Genomic DNA, 16,534 nt, shown 5'->3' with positions numbered 1-16,534 from the left:
GAATACACTCCGCCTCCATGGACAAACGACTCCTTGCCCCCGCCCTGGCGGTACTGCTGACCGCCTGTGCCACCTCCCCGCCCGGCCCCACCCAAATCCCAACCCCCTCGCCTGCCGCCGGCCCCGCGGTGAAGACCGTGGTCGAACGCTACGTCTCGAAGGAAAGCCCGCAGGACGAGCTCGACTCGCTCACCACCTGGCCGACCGAGGACGGCCACACCTGGCTGATCGCCAGCGCCAAATCGAGCCACAAGCTGGTGGTGTTCGACGCCGACAGCGGCGAGCGCCTGCGTGAAGTCGGTGGCGAAGGCAGCGCCCCGGGCCAGTTCAATCGCCCCAACGGCCTGGCGGTGTACGGCGACCACCTGTTCGTGGTCGAGCGCGACAACCACCGCGTGCAGGTGTTCGCCCTGCCGGACTTCACCGCGCTCGGCAGCTTCGGCGAGGCCGAACTGCGCAGCCCCTACGGCGTATGGCTGACCGAAACCGAGCCGGGCGAACTGGAGCTGTATGTCACCGACAGCTTCATGTACGGCAAGCAGTTCGACCAGGTGCCGCCGTTGCACGAACTCGACCAGCGCGTGCGCCGCTACCGCGTGCAGTTCGACCAGCAAGGCCACCTGCGTGCGCACTACGCGGGTTCATTCGGCGACACCGGCGAGGCCTCGGCGCTGCGCATGGTCGAATCGATTGCCGGCGACGCCAGCAACGACCGCCTGCTGATTGCCGACGAAAGCACTTCCGACCAAGGTCGCCGCCACGAATCGACCCTGCGCGAATACACCTTCAGCGGCAAGCACACCGGCCGCAGCCTGCCGCAGGACAGCTTCGGCGCCGAAGCCGAAGGCGTAGCGTTATGGACCTGCGCCAATGGCGGCGGCTACTGGGTCGCTGTCGACCAGCTGGCGCCGCTGACGATCTTCCATCTGTTCGATCGCACCACGCTGCAGCCCCGCGGCAGCTTCCAGGGCGAGTTCACCGCGCACACCGACGGCGTTGCGTTGCATGCCGCCACCACCGCGCAGTTCCCGGACGGCGCGCTGTTTGCCGTGCATGACGACAAAGCGGTGACCGCGTTCGACCTGGCCGAAGTCGCGCGCGTGCTCGGCCTGGCCCCGGGCTGCGCCGGTTAAGCCGATGGCAGACAGGCTCCGCATCGCGCTGCTGGTCTCGTGCGCGGTGGCCCTGGTGGCCACCGCGTTCACGGCCGGCGCCGCCAAGGTCTACCGCTGGACCGACCGCAGCGGTATCACCCACTACGGCGATCACGTCCCCGACGCTGCACCGCCGTCGGAGATCAAGGTCATCCCGGTGTACAGCGAGCCCAGCGCGATCGCGCAGCTGCGCATCGAAAACGACGGCGACCGCTACCTGGCCTGGGCCGACAACCGCCTGTCCGGGCCGATCGAGGTCCAGCTCGATTTCAGTCGCGCCAACAACATCACGGGCGAACCGCGGCTGCCGGCGCGCACCACCGTGGCGCCGCGCGGCAGCACCCTGGTCGCCGTGCTCAGCACCGAAGACCCCGGTCGTGGCGGCGACTTCGAGCTGCACATGGACAGCCTGCCCGGCGACCCCAGCGCGCGCCCGCGCAATGTCGACTACCTGCTGCCATTGCAGCAGCGCAGCTTCCGCATCGACCAGGGTTACGGCGGCCAGTTCAGCCACAGCGACTCACAGAACCGCTACGCGGTCGACTTCGCCGCGCAGATCGGCACACCGGTGCTGGCCGCGCGCGACGGCGTGGTGATGCAGGTCGAGTCGGACTTCGACAAGGCCGGGCTCAACCTCGAGAAATACGGCGGTCGCGCCAACTTCGTGCGCATCCTGCACGACGACGGCAGCATGACCTTGTACGCGCACCTCAAGGCCGACGGCGCGCTGGTGCGCCTGGGCCAGCGCGTGCGCGCCGGCCAGCAGATCGGCCTGTCCGGCAACACCGGCTTCACCACCGGGCCGCACCTGCACTTCGCGGTGCAGGTCAACCGCGGCATGCGGCTGGAGTCGATCCCGTTCAAGATGAGCGGCCCGGCGGGGCCGCTGCGGATCGGTGCCGGGCCTTGACAGCCGCTCCGGGCCACCTGGCCCGGGACGGCGTCCGCAACCCGTATAATCACGCCCCTTCCCGTTTCCATGATTGCGCGTCAGTCGCAAGACCCGCCCGCGCGCCCGCCGTCCATGTCCGACGTTTCCCTCGAAGCCGCCCGCCGCCGCACGTTCGCGATCATCTCGCACCCCGACGCCGGCAAGACCACGCTGACCGAAAAGCTGCTGCTGTTCGGCGGCGCCATCCAGATGGCCGGCTCGGTCAAGGGCCGCAAGGCCGCGCGCCATGCGACGTCCGACTGGATGGCGCTGGAAAAGGAGCGCGGCATCTCGGTGACCAGCTCGGTGATGCAGTTCCCGTACGAGGACCGCATCGTCAACCTGCTCGACACCCCCGGCCACGCCGACTTCGGCGAGGACACCTACCGTGTGCTCACCGCGGTCGACTCGGCACTGATGGTGATCGACGTCGCCAAGGGCGTCGAGGAGCGCACGATCAAGCTGATGGAGGTGTGCCGCCTGCGCGACACGCCGATCATGACCTTCATCAACAAGCTCGATCGCGAGGGCAAGAATCCCATCGACCTGCTGGACGAGGTCGAAAGCGTGCTGGGCATCCAGTGCGCGCCGATCACCTGGCCAATCGGCATGGGCTCGCGTTTGAAGGGTGTCGTGCACCTGGTCACCGGCGAGGTGCACCTGTTCGAGCCGGGCCGCAATTTCACCCGCCAGGATTCGACCATCTTCGCCTCGATCGACGATCCGGCGCTGGAGGCCCGCATCGGCGCCGAGGCATTGCGCGAGGTGCGCGACGAACTGGAACTGGTGCAGGGCGCCTCGCATCCGTTCGACAAGGCCAAGTACCTGGCCGGCCAGCAGACACCGGTATCGTTCGGCTCGGCAGTGAACAACTTCGGCGTGCAGCTGTTGCTCGATTTCTTCGTCGAGCACGCCCCGTCGCCAAGGCCGCGCGCGACGACCACGCGCGAGGTGGCACCGACGGAAACCAAGCTCACCGGCTTCGTCTTCAAGATCCAGGCCAACATGGATCCGCAGCACCGCGACCGTGTCGCGTTCATGCGCATCTGCTCGGGCAAGTTCAGCGCCGGGATGAAGGCCTTCCACTCCCGCACAGGCAAGGAAGTGAAGCTCGCCAACGCGCTTACCTTCATGGCTAGTGATCGTGAGATCGCCGAGAGCGCCTATTCCGGCGACGTGATCGGCATCCACAACCACGGCACGATCTCGATCGGTGACAGCTTCACCGAGGGCGAGGCGTTGTCGTTCACCGGCATCCCCAACTTCGCCCCCGAGCTGTTCCGCCGCGCGCGCCTGCGCGACCCGCTCAAGCTCAAGCAGCTGCAGAAGGGCCTGGCGCAGCTGTCGGAAGAAGGCGCCACGCAGTTCTTCCGCCCGCTGATGAGCAACGACCTGATCCTCGGCGCGGTCGGCGTGTTGCAGTTCGACGTGGTCGCCTATCGCCTCAAGGACGAGTACGGCGTCGATGCCAGCTTCGAGCAGGTTGCCGTCGCCACTGCACGCTGGATCCGCTGCAACGATGGCAAGAAGCTCGAGGAGTTCCGTGACAAGAACGCGATGAATCTCTCGCTCGATGCCGCCGGCCAGCTGGTCTACCTGGCCCCGACCCGCGTCAACCTGCAGCTCGCGCAGGAACGCGCACCGGGCGTGCAGTTCCTCGCCACCCGCGAGCACGCCCACGCGGTGGCTGTCGACTGAGCGTGCCGGCCTGGCTGATCTGTCTGTTGCTGCTCAATGCCGCCACGGCGGCGGTCTACGGCTACGACAAGGCGATCGCCGGCGGCAGACGCCGGCGCGTGCCCGAACGCGTACTGCTGGGCCTGGCGCTGTGCGGCGGCTCGCCGGGCGCGTTCGTGGCGATGCGCGTATTCCGGCACAAGACCGTCAAGCGCGGCTTCCGCAAGGCCTTCTGGTGCATCGTGACCTTGCAGCTGGGGCTGCTGGCGTGGTTCGCCATGCGTCACTTAGGCTGAGTTGCGCACGCAACGCTGATTCACTCCGGCGCAGACGATGCAGTCATCGAAGCGTGTCAGCCGTCACCTTGCGGACAAGCCAGCGCCGATGCAGCGCATTTGCTCCAGCTTGCGCTAGGATGCTGCGACGATGAACACGGCACGCTCCAGCGGCGAACACGGCGCAGGCTCCGCCCCCCTCCAGTTGCAACCGGCGGCGTCGGTGCGCGAGGAACTGGTCAACGCACTCACGCACGGCGTCGGCGCGACCGCGGCGCTGGCCGGCGGCGCGGTGCTGATCACCCTGGCGGCGTTGTACGGCGACGGCTGGCAGCTGGCCGGGGCGATCGTGTTCGGCATCTGCCTGCTGCTGCTTTACCTGGCCTCGACGCTGTACCACGCCATCCAGCATCCGATCGCCAAGGCACGGCTGAAGGTGTTCGACCACTGCGCGATTTATCTGCTGATTGCCGGCACCTACACCCCCTTCACCCTGATCGGCCTGCGTGGGCCGTGGGGCTGGGGGTTGTTCGCGGCGATCTGGCTGCTCGCCTTCGCCGGCATCGTGTTCAAGCTGTTCTTCACCGGCCGCTTCAAGCTGCTCTCGACCGCGATCTACATCGCCATGGGCTGGCTGGTGATCGTCGCGATCAAGCCGCTGCTGGGCGCACTGGATGGCTGGACCGTCGGCTGGTTGTTCGCCGGCGGCCTGTTCTACACGCTGGGCACGGTGTTCTACCACCGACCATCGCTACCCTACTCGCACGCGATCTGGCACCTGTTCGTGGTCGCCGGCAGCGTCTGCCATTACGTTGCGGTGATGGCGCAGGTGCTTCCGCCGGCCTGAGCCTGCGCCTATGCGTGGCGGATGTACTGCTGCAACTGATCCAGTTCCAGTTGCTGGTCCTCGATCACCGCTTTGACCAGGTCGCCGATCGAGACCACGCCCAGCACCTGCCCCTTGTCCAGTACCGGCAGATGGCGGATGCGCTGGTTGGTGACGATCTGCATGCACTGGTCGGCGCTGTCGTCGAGACCGACGCTGATCACGTCCGCGGTCATGATCGTGCGCACCGGCGTATCGGCTGAGGAGCGCCCCTGCAGCACGATCTTGCGGGCGTAATCGCGCTCGGACAGGATGCCGATCAGACGTCCGCCCTCGATCACCAGTACCGCGCCGATCCGTTTCTCGGCCATCAACCGGATCGCATCGATCACCGGCACGTCCGGGCCGATCGCAAAGACCTCAGGCGCTTTCGCTTCGAGCAGTTGCCGTACGGTGCGCATGGCCGTCTCCTTCTGCTGGGGTCCGGGTCGAGGATACTCCAGCCGCCGGTTGCCAACTGTCGACAAGGTACAGCGGGCGCTGCTTGGACTCGTCATAGAGCCGGCCCAGGTACTCGCCGATCACGCCCAGGGCGATCAGCTGCACGCCACCGAGGAACAGGATCACCGCCATCATCGTCGGCCAGCCGGCGACCGGGTCGCTCCAGATCAGCGCCTTGACGATCACCCACAGCCCGTAGCCGAAGGCCACCAGCGCGGTCAGCAGGCCCAGGTAGGTCGCCAGCCGCAGCGGCGCGGTCGTGAAGCTGGTGATGCCTTCCAGCGCCAGGTTCCACAGCCGCCAGAAATTGAACTTGCTGCGGCCGGCCGCGCGCGGCTCACGGTGGTACGGCACCGCGACGCGGTTGTAGCCGACCCAGCCGAACAGGCCCTTCATGAAGCGATGCCGCTCGCGCAGCTGTTGCAGCCCCGCCAGCGCACGCGGCGAGAGCAGGCGGAAATCGCCGGTGTCGGCCGGAATCGGCGTCTTCGACAAGCGCCCGATCACCCGGTAGAACGCGTGCGCGGTGGTGCGCTTGAGCCAGCCCTCGCCCTCGCGTTCCAAGCGCGTGCCGTGGACGTCGTCGTAGCCTTCGCGCCATTTGGCGACGAACTGCGGAATCAGCTCCGGCGGGTCTTGACCATCGGCATCCAGGATCAGCGCGGCGCCGGCTTCGATCCGGTCCAGTCCCGCCGTCAACGCCAGTTCCTTGCCGAAATTGCGCGACAGCCGCAGCAATGCGATGCACCGGTCGGCCGCGGCCAGTTCCTGCAGCACGGCCCAGGTCGCGTCGCTGCTGCCGTCGTCGATGTAGAGCACCTGACTGTCCACGCCCTGCCCGACGGCCATGCCATCGAGCACCGCGGCAATGCGCGGCTGCAGCAGCGGCAGGCTGTCGGCCTCGTTATAGGCGGCGACGACAACAGTAAGGCGATCCCGATCCATGGCGGAATAGTAGCGGTTCATCCAGCCGGATTACCCCGTCCGCGTTCAATCGATCTGCTTGAGGTAGCCGCTGCCGCCGATGTACCGCATCTGTCGCTGGATCGCATTGGCGCGGCGCTGCACGTAGGGACCAGGCCGGGCGATGCTGTAGCGGCGCGGGCTCGGCAGCACCGCCGCCATGCGCGCGGCTTGCGCCGGCGTGAGGCGGTCGGCGTCCTTGTGGAAGTAGGTGCGCGCGGCCGCCTGCGCGCCGTACACGCCGTCGCCGAACTCGGCGATGTTGGCGTAGACCTCGATGATCCGGTGCTTCGGCCACAGCGCCTCGATCAGTACCGTGTACCAGGCCTCGATGCCCTTGCGCACCCAGCTGCGGCCGCTCCACAGGAACAGGTTCTTCGCCGTCTGCTGGCTGATGGTGCTGCCGCCGCGCACCTTGCGGCCACGGGCGTTGTTCTTGCGCGCCTTCTCGATGGCCTTGAGGTCGAAGCCGAAATGCTCGGCGAAGTTCTGGTCCTCGGATGCCACCAGCGCCACCGGCACGTTAGCCGACATCTCGTCGAGGTCGCGCCAGTCGTAGGCGATGCGAAAGCGCCAGTCGCCGTCGCCCCAGGCCTCCAGTTGCCGCGACACCATGAAGGCACTGAAGGGCGGGTCGAAAAAGCGCAATGCCGCCACCTGCAGCACCGTCGCCGCCAGGAACAGCAGTGGCAATGCCAGCAACCAGCGGAACCAGCGGCCGCCCCGCCTTTTCGCGCCCGTGCTTGGCGGTTGAATCGCCCTATCGGTCATACTTCGTGAGCGCCCCGAGCGCAATTCCAGTCCCTACATGCTGATGGCTAGCCCGCGTTATGCCAAGCGACCACCCCGAGCACAGCCCCTCCCTCGACGCCCTGGTCGCACGCGCCCGCACGGCGCAATCCGGCAGTGCGACCAATGCGGGCTGGCAGCAGGTACTCGATATCGCGCCGCATCATCCCGAAGCGCTCTATCAACTGGGCTGGGCGGCCCTGTCGGGCGGCAACCTGCCCGATGCCGAAAGTTACCTGCAGCGTGCCGCCGCCGCCGCGCCGAATGCTTCCATCATCCACGCCACGCTGGCACGAGTGCTGAAGCTGCGTGGCCATGCCGAACAGGCGATCGCGGCACTCGACCGCGCCATCGCCACCGATCCCATGGCCTGGGGTGCCCGCTTCGAGAAAGGCGAAGTGCTCGACTCACTGGGCCGAAAGCGCGCGGCGGCGATGGCCTGGGCCGGTGCGCTGTCGACCATTCCCGACGCCCACGCCAAGCTGCCGGAGGTCCAGGACCTGATGACCCGCGCCCTGGCGGCGGTGAGGGCCGACCGCAGCCAGCTCGGCGACCACCTGCGCGGGCGCGTCGACGATCTGCGCACGCAGGCCGACACCAGCGAGCGCCGCCGCTTCGACCACTGCCTGGCGATGCTGGAGGGCCGCCGCTCGGCGGTCTGGCCGCGGCCGCAGACCTTGGCGTACCCGGGCCTCCCGGCGATCCCGTTTTTCGAACGCGACGAGTTCGACTGGGTGCCGCGGATCGAGGAAGCCTTCGCCGACACGCTGCACGAGCTCCGTGGCGTACTGACGCAGGACGCCCCCGGCTTCGAACCCTATGTGCAGACGAATGCCGGCGAACCGGCCAACCAGTTCGCCGCGCTCGACCACAACCTCGACTGGGGCGCGTACTTCCTCTGGAAGCACGGCCACCGCATCGATGCCCATTGCCGGCAGTGCCCGAAGACCGAAGCGATGCTGGCCGCGGCACCGCAGGTCATGATTCCCGACCGCGCGCCGGTGGCGTTCTTCTCGGCATTGAAGCCGCGCACGCATATCCCGCCCCACCATGGCGCCACCAACACGCGCCTCACCGTCCACCTGCCGCTGATCGTTCCCGAGCACTGCGCGTTGCGGGTCGGCGACGAAACCCGCGGTTGGGAGCCCGGCAAGCTGCTGATCTTCGACGACACCTTCGAGCACGAGGCCTGGAACCGCAGCGATGCGTTGCGCGTGGTGCTGATCTTCGACGTCTGGCACCCCATGCTGAGCCCGCTGGAACGTGAACTGGTCACCCAGTTGGTCCAGGGCATGCTTGATTTCTACCGCAACGATGCCGATCTGGGTGAACTATGACGAACGATTCCGACACCCTGACCCGTTTCCTGATCGAAGGCGCCGGCGTGCGCGGCGTGCGCGTGCACCTGCACGATACCTGGCAGCAGATCCGCGAGCGCAGCGAATACCCGCCGGCCGCCGCCGAGCTGCTCGGCGAGGCCGCCGCGGCCGCGGCACTGTTCACAGGCCATGCCAAGGTCAACGGACGCCTGTCGGTGCAATTGCGCGGCGACGGTGCCCTGCGCACCCTGTTCGCCGAATGCACCGCCGCCGGCACCCTGCGCGGCATCGCCCAACTGGCGGACGAGGGCACGGTCTCGCGCGACCTGCGCGCGCTCGGCCCGGACGCGGTGCTGGCGATCACGATCGAGAACCCGTCCGTCGACGGCCGCGATCCAGTGCGCTACCAGGGGCTGGTCGCGCTCGAATCCGACTCGCTCTCGGGCGCCTTCGAGGACTACTTCCGTCAGTCCGAGCAGCTCCCGACCCGGTTGCTGCTGGCCGCCGACGAACGGCAGGCCGCGGGACTGATGCTGCAGAAGCTTCCGGGCGATCATGGCGACGAGGACGGATGGGCCCGGGCCGGGGCGCTTTTTGACACGCTGAACACACGCGAACTGTTGCAGTGCAGTTCGGACGACCTGCTGGTCCGGCTGTTCCACGAGGACGGCGTGCAGGTACTGGGGGGCAAACCGCTGCGGTTCGCCTGCTCGTGCTCGCGCGAACGGGTCCAGGCCATGCTGGTGTCGCTCGGACCGGCCGAGGCGGAAGCGGCGGTGGCTGCGGCCGGTGGCGAGGCCAAGGTCCGTTGCGAGTTTTGCGGACACAGTTATCGATTCGGGGCGGAGGAAGTCGCTAGTTTGTTCACCACGGCAGCGGCCGAAATGGCCGCCCCGGAGCGCTTGCAGTAGAGGCCTGGCGCCACCGCCTCAATTGTTAAATAAACATAAACGCTCTATAGTCGCGACCTCACGGATAGGGGAACTCCGCCGGCATCGCCCGGTCGTATCGTCACCATGCACTCGCGCCTGCTACGACTGCCGCTTGCCCTGATGCTCGCCCTTGGCGTGGCCCCGGGCGTGCATGCGCAATCGACGGGGAGCCGCGGTGACACCACCTATCTGCCGGTCTGGAACCAGAGCAACGGCAAGCTCGAATACCTGCTGCAGCTGCAGCCGAGCAATGTCCCGGTCGCCGGCGCACGCTGGCGTGTCGGCAGCAATTCGCTGGATGCCGCCTTCGGCCTCGATGCCGGCGACACCCTCGGCCTGGTCTGCGACCGCAAGACCGGCCTGGCCGGGACGATCGGCAACCTCGCCGATCACTGCATGCTGGCCGCGCTCGACCAGGACGACGACCAAGGCAGTCGCCAGGCCATCGCCGGCGCCAGCCTGACCCGCGGCGGCAGTAAGATCGGCCTGGCCGTCGGCACCGGCCGTGACACCCTGCCCGCCTGGCTGAGCCCGAACAACAAGCCCAGCAAGGTCGACCAGAACACCCTCACGGTCTACGGTCAGAAGAACATCGGCCGCGAAGCCACCGTTTCCATCGGCGGCACGTGGGCGCGCGCGCGCCTGATCCCGGCCAGCGAAGTTCCGGCCCTGGCCGACCGCTGGAGCAGCAAGAGCATCACCCTGGGGGCCGACTTCGGCAATTTCGGCGCAAATATCATAGGCCGCGTGGTCGACACCCCAGGCGAGCCGGGCCAGTGGGAAGGCCTCGGCGTCGGCCTGACCTGGCGCACCCCCTGGAGCGGCCAGCTGACCGTCGGCGCCGAAAACCTCGTCACCCGCGGCAAGAACCCCTTCTCGCCCAGCAGCAGCGACAAGGACGAGGGCACCGTGCCTTACGTCCGCTACGAACAAGACCTCTAAACTCTTGTTTCATCGGCCTTTTGTGGCCGTCTCTCTTCCGCCAGCCGCCCTTTGCGAACCCGTTTCGCAGAGGGCGTCAGCGTGCGTATTAACAACACTTTAATTCTTCCCGGCACAGGGCTACTATCGCCCTGACCTTGCCGAATTTGGCGCCTAAATTGACGCCACCGGCCTGGTTCCATTGGGGAACACCCAAGACTGACTTGGAGAGAGAGAGATGACCTTGAAGACCACCAAGCTCCGCGACGCGATCGTGTTCGCGTTGTGCGTGAGCGCAACCACCGTGGCCGGTACCGGCCTTGCGTTCGCGCAGGAAACGCCGGCCCCGGCAGCACAGGAAACACCGGCACCCGCCGCACAAGCCACCGATGAAGCCACCACCCTTGACCGCATCCAGGTCACCGGCAGCCGCATCGCCATCCCAGGCTTGACCACCACCAGTCCGGTCATGACCGTCGAACGTCAGGACATCGACCGCGCTCAGCCGGTCTCGGCCGAGGACTTCCTGAAGCAGCAACCCAGCGCCGTCCCGGCCATGGGCTCGGGCATGAACAACGGCACCGCCGGCGCCGCGACCCTCGATCTGCGCGGCCTGGGTCCGAACCGCACGCTGGTGTTGGTCGACGGTCGTCGCATCGTGCCGTTCGACCTCAACGGCATCGTCGATACCAACGTGATCCCGGTGGCGCTGCTGCAGAGCGTCGACCTGGTCACCGGCGGTGCGTCGGCGGTGTACGGTGCCGACGCCATTTCCGGTGTCGCCAACTTCATCCTGCGTCGCGACTTTGAAGGCCTTCAGGTCGACTCGTTCTATGGCCAGTCGAGCAACAACGACGCCGCCAAGCGCCGTACTGACGTCACCGTGGGTGCAGGCTTTGACGACGGCCGCGGCAATGTCGTGCTGAGCATCGGCCATTCCGAACAGGATCCTCTGACCCAGGGCGAGCGTCCGTACGGCGTGTTCTCACGCTCCTCGACCAGTGGCAACCCGCAAGGCTCGGGTACTGCGGTTCCCGCCAATGTCTTCGGCGAGTTCGAGGTGGGCGGCACACCGCTCCCAGACGGCACGTTCGGTGGTCCTCTGGCATCGTTCAACTTCAATCCACCCAACTACTACCAGACCGGGCTGGACCGCTACCAGGCCACGGCGCTGGGTCGCTACGAGATCACCGACAAGGCAGAGGCTTACGCCCAGTTGCTGTACACCCGCTCGGACGTGGAGTCCCAACTAGCGGCCAGCGGTACGTTCCTCAACACCTATGGCGTGCCGATCGGCAACCCGTACCTTACCGACGCTGCCCGCGCGCAGCTCTGTGGCGACCGGGCAGGCTTGCAGGCCTCGATACTCCAGAGTCTGATTGATGGTGGCATGGATCCTGCGGAAGCACAGGCTCAAGCACAGGCGCAAGCTCCACTCATCACCAACTGCGCCGCGGGCAGCACCGAGGAAGTCAATCTGGCCATTGGTCGCCGTATGACCGAACTGGGCACCCGCCTCAATGACTTCCACAACAAGACCTATCAGTTCACCGTCGGTCTGCGCGGCGACCTGAGCGACCACTGGCGTTACGACACCTACTGGTCGCACGGTGAATCCGACCAGGTGCAGACGCGTACCAACTGGGGTTCGAACGCCAAAGTGCAGCAGGCCCTGCGTGCGATCAGCACGACCGAGTGCCTGAACACCGCACAGGACTGCGTGCCGTTGAACCTGTTCGGGCCTGAAGGTTCGATCACGCCCGCAATGGTCGACTTCATCAACCAGGGCGCTATCTTGCTGCAAGGCGTGCGCCAGGATGTGTTCTCGGCCTCAGTCTCCGGTGACCTCGGCGACGGCTTCAAGAGCCCCTGGGCCGACTACCCGATCGGCCTGGTGTTCGGTGTCGAACACCGTGACGCCAACGCATTCAACCGCTCGGACTCGGCCAGTGTGGCCGGTGACGTACTGGGTGCCGGCGGCGCTTCGCCTGACCTGGACGGTTCCTTCACCCTGAAGGAAGCCTACACCGAGTTCCTGGTGCCGATCCTCAGCGACCTGCCGGGCGCCTACGCCCTGAACTTCGAAGGTGGTTACCGTTACTCGAAGTTCGCGGTGGGCAACGCGTCCTCACAGGATTACGGCACCTGGAAGGCGGGTCTGGACTGGGCGCCGATCGAAAGCTTGCGTTTCCGCGGCATGTTCCAGCACGCGACCCGCGCACCGAACATCAACGAGCTGTTCTTCCCAGCGACCACGGGACTGGACAACCGCGCGGACGATCCTTGTGCGGATGACGGCCTCAACCCCGCCAACAACAATGTTGCCGGCACCCTCGAGAACCTCTGCGTCCAGCAAGGCGTACCCGGCTTCCTCATCGGCGGCACCCCCGGAGACGATACCGATGATGGCCTTCAGGAGCCCTCGGCCGGCCAGATCAACGCGCTGTTCGGCGGAGACCTGACCCTCAAGCCCGAGGAAGCGGACACCCAGACCATCGGCCTGGTATGGACGCCCTCCTTTGGTGGCAACGAGTTCGCGGTTACCCTCGATTACTGGAAGATCGAGATGGAGGACACGATCACCGGCTTCACAACCGATGACTTCTTCGAGAACTGCTACGACGCCGCCAAGAACCCCGGCCTGAGCATCAACAACTTCTTCTGCGCCAACATGGGACGCAATCCGCTGAACGGTTCGTTCAACGGTGTCGAATCCATCGGTCCGGACGAACGCTCGAAGAACCTCGGCACCCTGTCGACGGATGGCTTCGACCTCGGCTTGCGTTACGGCTTCGAGATGGGCAGCTGGGGTCGCCTGGACCTGGCATTCGATGGCACCCACGTGCGCAGCAGCAAGTTCAAGGCTACGGACGTGTCCACGGAACACGAGTGCGCAGGCTTCTACAGCGTCGCCTGCGGCAACCTGACCTTCAAAAACCGGTTTAACCAGCGCACCGTCTGGTCGATCAACGACTTCGATATCGGCCTCAACTGGCGCTACATGAGCTCGATGGAAGTGGAACCTGGTGCCGGCAACTTCTTCGCTCCGTACCGCCAGATCGATGCGTACAACTACTTCGATCTGTCGTTCGGCTGGAAGGCGCCGTTCAATGCCAAGTTCACGCTCACCGTCAACAACATCGCCGACAAGGATCCGCCGATCGTCGGCAATACCATCGGCTCGACCAGCCAGAACAGCGGCAATACCTTCCCGCAGGTCTACGACGTGCTGGGCCGGTTCTACACGCTGGGCGTGTCGATGAAGTTCTAAGACTCAGCAATCCGTGTCATTTGAGAGGCGGGCTACGGCCCGCCTCTTTTTTTGCTTTGGGGCTGTAGTAGATAAGTCTAGATTCCAGCCCACTCCTTCAGCGTTTTGAGTTGTTGTTTGTGGGTTCCGTAGTTGAAGCGGAACTCGCATTCCTTGAGGAACAACGGGAAGCTCTGCTTGGAGCGCCGTTGTATTTGCGCAGTATGCGCTTGGCCTGGTTCCAGAAGTTCTCGATGCCATTGATGTGGTTTCGGCCACAGGCGAATTCTCTGGAATGGTTGATGCGCACGTGGTGGAACTGACTGACGTCCAGAGCGTCGTAGCTGCCGAAGCTGTCGGTGTAGACCACGCTGTCCGGGGCGATTTTCCGCTGGATTACAGGCATCAGCGTGGCAGTCCTGGCGTTGTCCACCACCTTGGCGTAGACCTTGCCGCCACGCTTGAGCAGGCCGAACACGACGGTAATCCCCCCGCCAGTTAGCTGACGCCATAGGTGGAATTTTCTCGTAGTCTTTCCCGAGGAGGTTCCATGAAGCAGTCCCGCTTTACCGACAGCCAGGTCATCGCCGTGCTCCACCAAGGCCAATTGGTCGGCAATCCGCTGGCGCAGCTTGCGGTAGTAGAGCGCAGTGGTGTTGGGCTGAAGCCCCAGCACTGGCCGCCGAACGCGCGGTTACTTCGAGCACGAAGAACTCGACCAGCTTGGATTGCAGCTTTAGGCTTAATTTGCAGCGGCTCAGGCCCATTCCATCAGCTTAAACCCGGCCTTATCTACGACAGCTCCTTTGCTTTTTTCGGTGGTCGAGCTGCACATGACCGAGGAGGAGCTGCGCGGACTTGAGCACACACAGCGTCATTGACCTCACACCCTGACCAAGCGCGGAGCGCGGTTACCCAGTACCAGACGACTCAATCCAACTGCAGCGTCGCGTCGCCCGAGAACGTCTCGATCGTGATGTCGCCGTCGCCGTTGCCGTAGCGGTGCTCGAAGCTCGAGCCCGGGCCGTGCTTGGGGCGGATGACCTGGGCGTCGGGGGCTGTGAGGTCGCCGCTGAAGCTCTCGCCGCGCACGTTGGCGGACAGGTCGCGCGGCAGGGCCAGGTGCAGGTCGCCGCTGACTGTCTCCAGCGAGATTCGGCCATTGTTGGTCAGGGCGGTGGTGATGCTGATGTCGCCGGAGACAGACGAGCCGGTCAGCTTGTGCAGGCGGCTTTCGAGCACCGCCACATCGATGCGCCCCGACACGGTCTCGACATCGACCTCGCCATCGAGGCGGCCACGCAGGTTGAGGTCGCCGCTCACCGACTCGGCGCTGACCCGGCGGCTGTTGAGGGTGAGCTGCAGGTCGCCGCTGACACTGTCGACACTGGCCTCCTGCGGCGCGGCGGCGACGATGACATCGCCGCTGACGCTGTCGATCGACAGCTCATTGGAGGCGACACCGAGCACGTTGACATCGGCCGAGACCGAATCGATCTCCAGGTCCGCGCGCAGCGGCACCATCAGGCGCAATTCGGTCGGCTCGCTTTTGTCACTGCCGCCGAACAGGCCCATGCTGCCGCCCCGGTTCGGGTACTTGACCCGGATGGTGAGGCGCTGCTGATCGCCTTCGATCTCCAGCTTCTCGACGCCGTTGCCGAGGACGCCTTCGATCTTCACCTCCGGGCGGTCCCAGGCACGCACGTCGATGCTGCCCTTGAGGTTGTCGATCTCGACATGGCCGCGCGGGTCCAGTGGATGGGTCTGGTTGATCGGCGTGCCGGCGAATGCCGCCGGAACGGCCAGCAGGGCCAAGCCGAGGGTGAGACCGTGGATGTGGACGCGGGTCATGGAGGTCCTCCGAAAAATCAGGTGTAGGCAATGCGCTGGGTCAGCGCGAGTCGTCGGGCATAGGTGCGGCGCAGTTGCTCCAGCAACAGGCGCGAGTTGGGGTCGTGGGCCAGCGCATCGAGGATCAGCGTGGCATTGCGGTCGAGTTCGTCGAAGGCCGGCTGCAACACCGCCGGTGTCTGCGTCGGGGCCATCTCCTGGATCGCGGCCTGGTAGTGGCGCTGCATGCCATCCGCCTCGCGTTGCACCAGGGTCACCGGACGGGCGCTGTCGACATCGCCACCGGCCCCGCGCCACACGCCGGCAACGCCGAGCGCAAGCACCAGCGTCGCCGCCAACGCGGCCGGCACCCGCCAGGGCCGCGAACGGCGTACGGGCACCGGCTGCGACGGCAGGCGTGCGGCGATCGCCGGCCACAGGTCCTGCGACGGCGCGACATCGCCACGCAGCGCGCGCAGCTGCCAGCGCAGCGCAGCGGGCAGCGCCTGATCGGGGCCATCGGGATGGATGTCGTGGGTGTTCATATCGCTCCTCCTAGCCGCGCTCGCAACAGGCCGCGCGCGCGGTGCAACTGTGCCTTGGAACTGCCGACCGCCATGCCCAGTTCAGCGGCGATCTCCTCATGCTTCCAGCCTTCGACGTCGTACAGCACCAGCACCGCGCGGGCACGCGGCGGCAGGCTGGCGACGGCGCGCTCCAGGTCCATGGACAGGGCCGTGGTGTGCCCGGCCGAATCGGCGCTGCCGATCAGCTCGAACACGTCCTCATCGCCGTCGTCCTGTGGGCGGCTGCGGCGGCTGCGCAGTTCCATCAACGCGGTATTGACCGCCAACCGGTGCAGCCAGGTCGAGAACGCCGACTCGAACCGGAACGCCGGTAGCGCCTGCCAGGCCCGCACGAAGGCTTCCTGGGTCAAGTCCTCGGCGCGTGCGCCGTGCCCGCCCACCAAGCGGGCAATCACGCCGTGCACACGACCGGCGTGGCGCCGGTACAGGGCCTCGAACGCGGCCACCTCGCCACGCGCCGCCGCGCCGACCGTGGCACGCTCGTCCAACGTGTCGTCAGCCGCGGCAGCGGTATCGGGCAGGTAGTCGGTCACGGCGGTCAGCATAGTCATTACGATGCGCCGCCGTGCCTACGGGTTT

The 16,534-nt window shown here is 66.2% G+C and carries 15 protein-coding genes and 1 pseudogene; 9 read left to right on the top strand and 7 right to left on the bottom strand.

From position 1 onward, the window contains the following. Window positions 1-128: 128 nt before the first annotated feature. From ACFOLC_RS08030 to trhA, 5 genes are all read left to right on the top strand, one after another. A complete protein-coding gene (locus ACFOLC_RS08030; RefSeq protein WP_386758723.1) occupies window positions 129-1,133 on the top strand; it encodes a phytase in 1,005 nt (334 codons plus the stop codon). A gap of 4 nt (window positions 1,134-1,137) precedes the next feature. Continuing rightward, window positions 1,138-2,064 (top strand): peptidoglycan DD-metalloendopeptidase family protein, encoded by a 927-nt coding sequence (locus ACFOLC_RS08025; protein WP_386758722.1) that lies wholly within the window; start codon window positions 1,138-1,140, stop codon window positions 2,062-2,064. A 114-nt stretch (window positions 2,065-2,178) separates the two neighbouring features. Beyond that, window positions 2,179-3,783 (top strand): peptide chain release factor 3, encoded by a 1,605-nt coding sequence (locus ACFOLC_RS08020; RefSeq protein ID WP_386758721.1) that lies wholly within the window; start codon window positions 2,179-2,181, stop codon window positions 3,781-3,783. A 2-nt stretch (window positions 3,784-3,785) separates the two neighbouring features. Beyond that, entirely contained in the window at window positions 3,786-4,058 is a 273-nt protein-coding gene (locus tag ACFOLC_RS08015) for a DUF1294 domain-containing protein (RefSeq protein WP_386758720.1), read from the top strand. Between the two features lie 130 nt (window positions 4,059-4,188). Further along, window positions 4,189-4,884 carry a PAQR family membrane homeostasis protein TrhA gene (gene trhA, locus ACFOLC_RS08010; protein ID WP_386758719.1) on the top strand — a complete coding sequence of 232 codons (696 nt, stop codon included), beginning with the start codon at window positions 4,189-4,191 and terminating at the stop codon, window positions 4,882-4,884. A gap of 8 nt (window positions 4,885-4,892) precedes the next feature. Here trhA and ACFOLC_RS08005 read toward each other — a convergent pair whose 3' ends face one another. The 3 genes from ACFOLC_RS08005 to mtgA are packed head-to-tail and all read right to left on the bottom strand — an operon-like array spanning window position 4,893 to window position 7,098. Then, window positions 4,893-5,324 (bottom strand): CBS domain-containing protein, encoded by a 432-nt coding sequence (locus ACFOLC_RS08005; RefSeq protein ID WP_386758718.1) that lies wholly within the window; start codon window positions 5,322-5,324, stop codon window positions 4,893-4,895. Next, the gene (locus ACFOLC_RS08000; protein ID WP_386759028.1) at window positions 5,284-6,309 is read right to left on the bottom strand and encodes a glycosyltransferase family 2 protein; all 1,026 of its coding nucleotides are present in this window, start codon (window positions 6,307-6,309) and stop codon (window positions 5,284-5,286) included. Before ACFOLC_RS08000 ends, ACFOLC_RS08005 begins: the two co-directional genes overlap by 41 nt. 45 nt (window positions 6,310-6,354) lie before the next feature. Next, window positions 6,355-7,098, bottom strand: a complete 744-nt coding sequence (gene mtgA / locus ACFOLC_RS07995; protein WP_386758717.1) for a monofunctional biosynthetic peptidoglycan transglycosylase — start codon at window positions 7,096-7,098, stop codon at window positions 6,355-6,357. Between the two features lie 59 nt (window positions 7,099-7,157). On the opposite strand from mtgA, the gene ACFOLC_RS07990 reads away from it, so the two are divergent. The 4 genes from ACFOLC_RS07990 (at window position 7,158) to ACFOLC_RS07975 (ending at window position 13,559) form a co-directional block, all read left to right on the top strand. After that, complete coding sequence (locus ACFOLC_RS07990; RefSeq protein ID WP_386758716.1) at window positions 7,158-8,453, top strand: aspartyl/asparaginyl beta-hydroxylase domain-containing protein; 1,296 nt, start codon at window positions 7,158-7,160, stop codon at window positions 8,451-8,453. Beyond that, complete coding sequence (gene hslO, locus ACFOLC_RS07985; RefSeq protein ID WP_386758715.1) at window positions 8,450-9,346, top strand: Hsp33 family molecular chaperone HslO; 897 nt, start codon at window positions 8,450-8,452, stop codon at window positions 9,344-9,346. The genes ACFOLC_RS07990 and hslO overlap by 4 nt, the downstream gene beginning before the upstream one ends. 141 nt (window positions 9,347-9,487) lie before the next feature. Continuing rightward, window positions 9,488-10,309, top strand: coding sequence for an XOO1806 family protein (locus tag ACFOLC_RS07980; RefSeq protein WP_386759027.1), 822 nt, complete (start codon window positions 9,488-9,490; stop codon window positions 10,307-10,309). Window positions 10,310-10,526: 217 nt separating this feature from the next. After that, window positions 10,527-13,559: a TonB-dependent receptor domain-containing protein gene (locus ACFOLC_RS07975; protein WP_386758714.1), complete on the top strand. Its 3,033-nt coding sequence runs from the start codon at window positions 10,527-10,529 to the stop codon at window positions 13,557-13,559. Between the two features lie 77 nt (window positions 13,560-13,636). Here the strand turns inward: ACFOLC_RS07975 and ACFOLC_RS07970 are convergent. The 4 genes and pseudogenes from ACFOLC_RS07970 to ACFOLC_RS07955 all read right to left on the bottom strand — a co-directional run bounded on the left by ACFOLC_RS07970 (window position 13,637) and on the right by ACFOLC_RS07955 (window position 16,506). Beyond that, window positions 13,637-14,305 (bottom strand): annotated as a pseudogene (locus tag ACFOLC_RS07970) (IS1595 family transposase). 163 nt (window positions 14,306-14,468) lie between these two features. Then, window positions 14,469-15,389 carry a DUF4097 family beta strand repeat-containing protein gene (locus ACFOLC_RS07965; protein ID WP_386758713.1) on the bottom strand — a complete coding sequence of 307 codons (921 nt, stop codon included), beginning with the start codon at window positions 15,387-15,389 and terminating at the stop codon, window positions 14,469-14,471. A gap of 17 nt (window positions 15,390-15,406) precedes the next feature. Further along, window positions 15,407-15,913: a hypothetical protein gene (locus tag ACFOLC_RS07960; protein WP_386758712.1), complete on the bottom strand. Its 507-nt coding sequence runs from the start codon at window positions 15,911-15,913 to the stop codon at window positions 15,407-15,409. Then, entirely contained in the window at window positions 15,910-16,506 is a 597-nt protein-coding gene (locus ACFOLC_RS07955; protein WP_386758711.1) for an RNA polymerase sigma factor, read from the bottom strand. Before ACFOLC_RS07955 ends, ACFOLC_RS07960 begins: the two co-directional genes overlap by 4 nt. Window positions 16,507-16,534: the final 28 nt, after the last annotated feature.

The sequence above is a fragment of the Lysobacter cavernae genome (assembly GCF_042648505.1).
Taxonomy (GTDB): domain Bacteria; phylum Pseudomonadota; class Gammaproteobacteria; order Xanthomonadales; family Xanthomonadaceae; genus Lysobacter_L; species Lysobacter_L cavernae.
The sequence above is the reverse complement of the archived record's forward strand: the minus strand, read 5'-3'. Positions and strand labels throughout refer to the sequence as shown.